7 protein-coding genes are annotated in these 7,841 nt (G+C 70.5%); 3 read left to right on the top strand and 4 right to left on the bottom strand.

The features are described from left to right. Positions 1-795 (top strand): DUF5753 domain-containing protein (locus ND748_RS20255; protein WP_251747574.1); only part of this gene is annotated, 795 nt, incomplete at its 5' end. Here the strand turns inward: ND748_RS20255 and ND748_RS20260 are convergent. Continuing rightward, entirely contained in the window at positions 761-1,558 is a 798-nt protein-coding gene (locus ND748_RS20260) for a Cof-type HAD-IIB family hydrolase (RefSeq protein ID WP_251747575.1), read from the bottom strand. The two genes, ND748_RS20255 and ND748_RS20260, sit on opposite strands and share 35 nt — an antisense overlap. A gap of 178 nt (positions 1,559-1,736) precedes the next feature. Between ND748_RS20260 and ND748_RS20265 the strand changes: the two genes are divergently transcribed. Together ND748_RS20265 and hisG are read left to right on the top strand one after the other, a co-directional pair. After that, positions 1,737-2,153 (top strand): phosphoribosyl-ATP diphosphatase, encoded by a 417-nt coding sequence (locus ND748_RS20265; protein WP_251747580.1) that lies wholly within the window; start codon positions 1,737-1,739, stop codon positions 2,151-2,153. 40 nt (positions 2,154-2,193) lie between these two features. Beyond that, the gene (gene hisG / locus ND748_RS20270; RefSeq protein ID WP_251747576.1) at positions 2,194-3,042 is read left to right on the top strand and encodes an ATP phosphoribosyltransferase; all 849 of its coding nucleotides are present in this window, start codon (positions 2,194-2,196) and stop codon (positions 3,040-3,042) included. A 175-nt stretch (positions 3,043-3,217) separates the two neighbouring features. Here hisG and folE read toward each other — a convergent pair whose 3' ends face one another. The 3 genes from folE to hpt all read right to left on the bottom strand — a co-directional run. Then, positions 3,218-4,009 carry a GTP cyclohydrolase I FolE gene (gene folE, locus ND748_RS20275; protein ID WP_251747577.1) on the bottom strand — a complete coding sequence of 264 codons (792 nt, stop codon included), beginning with the start codon at positions 4,007-4,009 and terminating at the stop codon, positions 3,218-3,220. After that, positions 4,006-6,240 (bottom strand): ATP-dependent zinc metalloprotease FtsH, encoded by a 2,235-nt coding sequence (gene ftsH, locus ND748_RS20280; RefSeq protein WP_251747578.1) that lies wholly within the window; start codon positions 6,238-6,240, stop codon positions 4,006-4,008. Before ftsH ends, folE begins: the two co-directional genes overlap by 4 nt. 216 nt (positions 6,241-6,456) lie before the next feature. Then, on the bottom strand, positions 6,457-7,841 hold a 1,385-nt coding region (hpt, locus tag ND748_RS20285), incomplete at its 5' end, for a hypoxanthine phosphoribosyltransferase (RefSeq protein ID WP_251747579.1).

Genomic DNA, 7,841 nt, shown 5'->3' on the forward strand with positions numbered 1-7,841 from the left:
CCGCCGGCCGCGCCCCCCCCGGCCCGGCCCCCCCCCGCCCGCGCCGCCGCCGCCGAGGTGGAGACCCGGCGGCAGGGCGTCAGCCTCGACCAGGAGGAGATCCTCGACGCCGAGCGGGAGGCGACCGTCATCCGCGAGTTCGAGCCGATCCTGCTGCCTGGGCTGATCCAGATCAGCGAATACGCCCGCCGGGTCGTGAACGGATATCACCGCATCACCATCGGTGGCGACGAGGGCGCGTGGTATCAGCGGACCGCGGAGAAGGTCAGCCTGCGGATCAGACGGCAGAATCTGCTCTATGACGCGACCCGGCGGTTCGAGTTCATCCTGATGGAGTCGGTCCTCGGTAATCGCTTCGCGCCGCCGGAGTACATGATCGCGCAGATCAAGCGGATTGCCGCGGTGGCGGAGCTGGACAACGTCACGGTTCGGATCGTGCCGAGCTCGGCCGAGCTGGAGTATCCGCACGTGCAGGGATTCACGATTCTCGATGACAGGCTGGTCGTGGTGGAGACACTGGAAGCCACCGGTTTCAGTCATCCGGACCAGGTCCGGATCTACGCGAAGATCTTCGAGGAGTATGCGGCGCTGACCGCGTCCGACCTCGACGAGATTCTCGCCGGGTACACGCGCAGCTACGCCGAACTCCTCGCGCCCCGCCGCCCCGCGGCAGGCGCCGCGATCGGTCCCGGCGCCGCGATCGGTCCCGGCGCCGCGAGCCCCGGCGCCACGCCGGGTGAACCCATCCCGGGTGGGGAGCTCAGTCCACCGCCGGGAACAGCCGCTCCAGAATGATCGCCACCCCGTCCTCGTCGTTCGACGCGGTGATCTCGTCGGCGGCGGCGAGGACGTCTGGATGGGCGTTGGCGACGGCCACCGAGTACCCGGCCCAGGCGAACATCGGCAGGTCGTTCGGCATGTCCCCGAAGGCGATGACGTCGCGGGCGGTCATCCCGCGCTCGGCGGCGAGCTCCGCCAGTGCCACGGCCTTGGACACTCCGGGCCCGGCGATCTCCACCAGGTCCACGCTCGATGTCGTGACCACGGCGTCCGTCCCGGCGAGTTCGACGATCGCGTCGTACACCTCGGTGAACGGCTGACCACCACGCCGCACCAGCAGCTTTGTCGCCGGCAGGGCGACCAGTAGCTCGGGGAACGCCGCGACCAGCTCCCCAGGGTCCGGCCACATCGTCTCGAAGGCCGGCTCCCGGCCGAACCGGACGCCGCTCTCCACGGCGAACACGGCGTCCGGTACGGCGGCGCGAATGGCCTGGGCCAACCGCAGCGCCGTGGCCTGCTCGAGAAACCGGTGACTGACCGGAACGCCGGCGTCGAGGTCGAAGACGAGCGCTCCGTTCGCGCAGATGGCGAGGCCGGAGGCCGAGGTCTGCGCCACCACGCCCGCCATCACCCGGCTCGGCCGCCCGGTGACGAACACGACGGTCGCACCGGACCGTTCCACCCGTCGCAGGGCCGCGCGGGTGCGTGCCGAGACGGTGCCGTCGCTGCGGATCAGCGTCCCGTCCAGATCCGTGGCGACGAGGGCAGGCGGGGACACAGTGACTCAGTCAACCAGCAACGTGCCGCGCAGTCGGCGTGATCCGCCAGCGTCGTGCCTGGCGCAGGGGCGGCGCAGGCGCGCTGCGCGCACACCCGGCAGTGGTCGTCGGTGTCCGCGACCGATGACGAAGTTTGGCGGGGCGGCCGATGGCGCGGTGACAGGTAGCATGCCGAACATGGTTCCTGCCGATCGGCCCGGGTCGCCGCCGTCCGGGCGTCTCTCCCGACCCGGTGTGGACGGCGATCCGCACCGTCCCGTCGGGGCCGCCGGCGATCCCGGCGCGGCGATCGGCAGCACGCCCACCGCCGCCGGCGCGAATACGGCCAGCGGAAAGACATTCGACGAACTCTTCGCCGAGGTCGCCGACAAATGGCAGCGCCGGGCGCCCGGCTCCGGTACCGTCGCGGCCCTCGACAAGGGCGTTCATCATCTCGGTAAGAAACTCGTCGAGGAGGCCGCCGAGGCCTGGATGGCGGCCGAGTACGAAGGTCGGGAGAGGGCGGCCGAGGAGATCTCCCAGTTGCTGTACTGGAGTCAGCTCCTCATGATTTCCCTGGGTCTTTCCCTGGACGACGTATACTCCCACCTGTGATCACGTCCCTGACCTTTCCCATAGACGCCGAGTAGTGACGATGCTTCGTATTGCGGTTCCTAACAAGGGGTCGCTGTCCGCGGCCTCCAGCCAGTTGCTCGCCGACGCCGGCTACAACGCCCGGCGTGAGTCCGCGGAGCTGGTTATCACCGATGTCGAAAACGACATCGAGTTCTTCTTTCTGCGCCCGCGCGACATTGCCGTGTACGTCGGTTCGGGTCGGCTCGACCTCGGCATCACCGGTCGCGACCTGCTCCTCGACAGCAACGCCGCCGCGGCGGAGTTGCTGCCGCTCGGCTACGCGCACGCCACCTTCCGCTACGCCGCCCCGGAGGGCGCGCTCGCGGACGTGGCGGAGCTGCAGGGCCGGCGGATCGCCACGTCGTTCCCGGCACTGGTGCGGGCGGACCTGGCCGGCCGCGGTGTCACCCCGGCGAGCATCGTGACTCTCGACGGCGCGGTGGAGACGGCGGTGCGGCTCGGGGTCGCGGATGCGGTGGCCGACGTGGTCGAGACCGGCCGCACGCTGCGGGCCGCCGGGCTGGAGCTGCTCGGCGAGCCGGTCCTGCGGTCCGAAGCGATCATCATCGCCAAGCGGGGGGCGGAGCTGTCCACGCCGCACGAGCGGCTGCTGCGCCGTGTGCAGGGCGTCCTCGTCGCTCGGCGGTACGTGATGATGGACTACGACGTGCCGAGCGCGGTGCTGGAAAAGGCGTGTGACATCACGCCTGGCTACGAGTCGCCGACGATTTCACCGCTGCAGCGGGAGGACTGGGTCGCCGTGCGGGCGATGGTGCTCCGCGCGGAGGTCAACCGGACGATGGACGACCTGTGGGATCTGGGTGCCCGGGGGATTCTGGTCTCCGGCATCCAGGCCTGCCGGCTGTAGCACTCACCCTGCCGGCTGTAACGACCGCCGGCGCCTCGCCGCGGCTCGTCCGCTCCCGGACCCCGCCCGGCCCCGGCGGCGGCCGGGCCGGGCGGGGGAGGTCATCCAGGGAGGTCTGAGCCCAGATCCGGGCGATTGTCCGGGGCGGCCCTGGTGGATCAGCGGCCCTGGTGGATCAGCGACGGCTGCCGAGGATCAGCGACATGCCTTCGCTGCGCGTCGCCGTGCTGAGGAACTGGCCGCGCACCGCCGAGGTCACCGTGGTGGCCCCCGGCTTACGCACCCCCCGCATCGACATGCACAGGTGCTCCGCCTCGACGACGACCATCACTCCCCGCGGTTCCAGGACGTCGACGAGAGCATCGGCGACCTGGGACGTCAGGCGTTCCTGGACCTGCGGCCGGCGAGCGTAGAGATCCACCAACCGTGCCAGCTTGGACAGGCCGGTGATCTGACCCCGGTCGTTCGGGATGTACGCGACGTGCGCCCGGCCGGAGAACACCACCAGGTGGTGCTCGCACAGCGACGAGAAGTCGATGTCGCGCACGAGCACCATCTCGTCGTGGCCCTCGTCGAAGACGGTGGTCAGCACGTCGGACGGTTCCCGCCCCAGGCCCTCCACCGCCTCCCGGTAGGCCCGGGCGACCCGGTCCGGTGTCTTGCGCAGGCCCTCCCGGTCCGGGTCCTCGCCGATCCCGATGAGCAGTTCGCGCACAGCGCGCGCCACCCGGTCGTGGTCGAAGGGGCGCACCTGCTGAGGTCTGCGCCGATCCCGGACCGGCGACGCCGAGGGGACCGCCGTGGCGGTGGTCGCGTTACTACCGAGGGCGCTGTTGCTGAGAGCGCTGTCGCCGAGAGCGCTGGGATCGGGAACGCCGAAGCCGTCCGACCCCGGGGCGTTCACCTCTGGCGACGCGCCGGAGCCCACCCGCTCATCCGTGAACACCTCGGGGGAATCGGACGTCAACGGCGTCTCCTGTCGTCGTCGTTCGGCCAGCTCGGCGGGGCCCACGGGTTGGCGATGCGCGGCCCCTCGGGCGGGGCCTCGCCACCGGTCGGAGCCGGCGAACCCGACCCCTGCGGATAGCCCTGGCCCTGCGGATAACCCTGGCCCTGCGGATAAGTCTGTCCCTGGGGGTAACCGTGCCCACCTGGGCCGCCATTCCCGTTTCCGCCGGGACCGACCGGGTTACCGTGCCCGGCCTGATCCGCTCCGGGCGCAGGCGGGGCACCGTTACCCGGGCGACCGGCTGCCCCGTTGCCGTGACCGGGGTCCTTCACCAGGTCGGCGACGCCGGTGGGGACCAGCCCCAGCTCGGCCGGGGTCTGTACCGGCGGGCGATCCGAGGGGATGCGCCGACCGACGCCGGTGTAGATGCCGCGGACGGGTCGCTTCTGCACGGTCGCGAAGACCTCGGCGACATCGTCCTTGCCCAGCGTCTCGATGTCCATCAGCCGCAGCACGAGGTTGTCGAGGACGTCGCGGTAGGTGACCAGGATCTCCCACGCCTCGTCGTGCGCGGCCTCGATGAGCCGGCGGACCTCGACGTCGATCTCGCTGGCGACCTCCTCGGAGTAGTCGCGCTGGTGCCCGACCTCCTTGCCGAGGAAGACCTCGCTGTTCTCGCTGCCGAACTTGATCGCGCCGAGCTTGTCGCTCATCCCGTACTGAGTGATCATCGCCCGGGAGATCTGCGTTGCCTTCTCGATGTCGTCGCTGGCGCCGGTCGTGGGGTCGTGGAACACCAGTTCCTCGGCGGTGCGGCCGCCGAGGAGCACGGCGAGCCGGTCCAGCATCTCCGAGCGGGTCGACAGGTACTTGTCCTCCAACGGGAGCTGCATCGTGTAGCCCAGCGCGCGGCCCCGGGGCAGGATCGTGACCTTGTGTACCGGGTCGGAGTTCGGCAGCGCGTGCGCCACGAGGGCATGCCCGCCCTCGTGGTAGGCGATGCGCTTCTTCTCCTTGTCGCTCATCGCCCGCGTCTTGCGTTCCGGCCCGGCCATCACCCGGTCGATCGACTCCTCCAGCAGCGCCGAGGAGATGAACTTCATGTTGGACCGGGCGGCCAGCAGAGCGGCCTCGTTGAGCACGTTCGCCAGGTCTGCGCCGGTGAAGCCTGGGGTGCGCCGGGCGATGACCATCATGTCGGCGTCCGAACCGATCGGCTTGCCCTTGGCATGAACCCGCAGGATGGCCTCGCGGCCGAGCAGGTCGGGCCGGTCGACGACGATCTGGCGGTCGAAGCGGCCGGGCCGCAGCAGCGCCGGGTCGAGGATGTCGGGCCGGTTCGTCGCCGCGATGAGGATGACGCCGCCCTTGACGTCGAACCCGTCCATCTCGACGAGGAGCTGGTTGAGGGTCTGCTCGCGCTCGTCGTGCCCACCACCGAGCCCGGCCCCGCGATGGCGGCCGACAGCGTCGATCTCGTCGACGAAGATGATCGCCGGCGCGTTCGCCTTGGCCTGCTCGAACAGGTCGCGGACCCGGCTGGCGCCGACACCGACGAACATCTCGACGAAGTCGGAACCCGAGATCGAGTAGAACGGCACTCCCGCCTCGCCGGCGACGGCCCGGGCCAGCAGGGTCTTGCCGGTGCCCGGCGGCCCGTAGAGCAGGACGCCCTTGGGAATCTTCGCGCCGATCGCCTGGAACTTGCTCGGGTTCTCCAGGAACTCCTTGATCTCCTGGAGTTCCTCGATCGCCTCGTCCGCGCCGGCCACGTCGGAGAACGTCGTCTTCGGTGTGTCCTTGCTCACCAGCTTGGCCTTGGACTTGCCGAAGTTCATGACCCGGTTGCCGCCGCCCTGCATCTGGTTCATGAAGAAGAACAGCAGCAGGACCACGAGCAGCACGGGCAGCAGGTTCAGCAGGAGGGAGACCAGGATGTTTCCGCGATCCACGGAGACGTCGTAGGCGACGCGCTTGTTCCGCAGCTCGTTGGCCAGACCGACACCCTGTTCGGTGACATAGGACGACTCGAACTTGCGGCCGTCCTTCGTCTGGATCTGGATGAGCTGCTTGGAGTCCTCGATCTTGGCCTTCGTCACCTGGCCTTCGTCGATCTGCTGCTGGACGAAGTTCAGGTCTCGTTTGCCGTACTCACTGGGACCCGAGAGGACACCCGTCGTGAGGATGATCACGAACAGGACCAGGAGCAGCAGTGGCACCCAGCCGCGGAAGATTCTTCTTGGAGTCATCTGTCTGGAGCGCCGGACACGAGCGCTCCACCCTCCTGACGTGTGTACTGCCCTCGATCGGGATTCCCTTGTGCCGAGGGTACCGCCGGTGCGCGCATCTCACCGCGCGTACATCCGACCAACGGACCGGCGGCCCGCACTGTTCCGGGCCGGACGATCCGGCTCCGCACGGGGGTGCACCCCGCACGCCGGGGCCGCGTGGCCGCCCCGGCTGGCTCAGGCCGGGGCCCTGCGCTCGATCGCCGCAGGCGTCAGGGTGCCGACGAAGGGGAGCGTGCGGTAGTACTCGGAATAATCAAGGCCGTATCCGACGACGAAGGCGCTGGGAATGTCGAAGCCGACATACCGGACGTCGACGTCGACCGTGATCGCTTCCGGTTTGCGGAACAGGGCCAGCACCTCCAGCGAGGCGGGCCCGCGCGAACGCAGGTTCTTCAGCAGCCACGACAGGGTCAACCCCGAGTCGATGATGTCCTCGACGACGAGCACGTCGCGACCCTCGATCGAACGGTCCAGGTCCTTGAGGATGCGCACCACCCCAGAGGAGGATGTCGACGATCCATATGACGACACCGCCATGAACTCCATGGTCAGCGGCACGGCGAGGGCTCGCGAGAGATCCGCCATCACCATCACGGCGCCCTTGAGCACGCCGACCAGGAGGATCTCCCGGCCGGCGTAGTCGGCGTCGACCCGGGCCGCCAGCTCCGCGATCTTCGCGGCGATCTCGTCGGCAGTGACGAGGACCTCGTCGATGTCGGGATGCGTGGCGGCCGCCGGCGGGCCCTCGTAGGGGCTGCCGGCATCGGGCGTCGTCGTCGCGGCCTGGCTCACCTGATCGTCCTCCTCGAAGTACGCCGCTGCGGCGAGATCCGGCCCGCGGCCGGCGGGTCCGGCGGGTGGCCACGGCGGAGCCACCGGTCCGGTGAGTGTGATCCGGTCCGCCCAGCGCCGGGCGAGGACACCGCCCGGCAGTGGCACCGGCTTCTGGCCGCGCCACCGCGTCACCAGTTCCTCCACCGCCCAGACGTGCTCGGCGCGCAACGCCGACGCCGAGGCGCCGACGTCGAGGGCGGCCCGGCGCAGCACCCGCCCGCGGATCGCGGCGGGAAGCGCGGCGAGCGTCGTCACCGCGAAGCCGACCGCGCCGCCGGCCGGACTCGGGTCCGCAGCGGGGGTCGGACCGGTTCTCGGGCCCGCGGGCGGACCGCTGTGGGCCGTGACGGCCGTGGCGGCCGTGGCGTAGGCATCGGCGGCGGTCGCGTCCAGCGCGTCCGCGTCGGCCCGCAGCAGCTCGGCCCCGCGGGCCAGCGATTCCGCGATACCCGGCCCGAGCTCAGCCTCCAGCAGCGGTAGGACCCGGTGGCGTACCCGCGCCCGGGCGAACGCCGGATCCTGGTTGGTCGGATCGTCCCAGACCGACAGCCGCTCGGCGTCGCAGGCGGCCCGGGTCTGGACCCGGCGCAGGCCCAGCAGGGGGCGGCGCAGCAGGCCGTCGCGCGGGCGCATCCCGCCGAGCGAACGGGCCCCCGAGCCCCGCGCGAGCCGCAGCAGCACTGTCTCGGCCTGGTCGTCCAGGGTGTGACCGACCAGTACGGCCC

It is taken from the genome of Frankia sp. AiPs1, from assembly GCF_023716945.1.
Classification (GTDB): Bacteria; Actinomycetota; Actinomycetes; order Frankiales; family Frankiaceae; genus Frankia.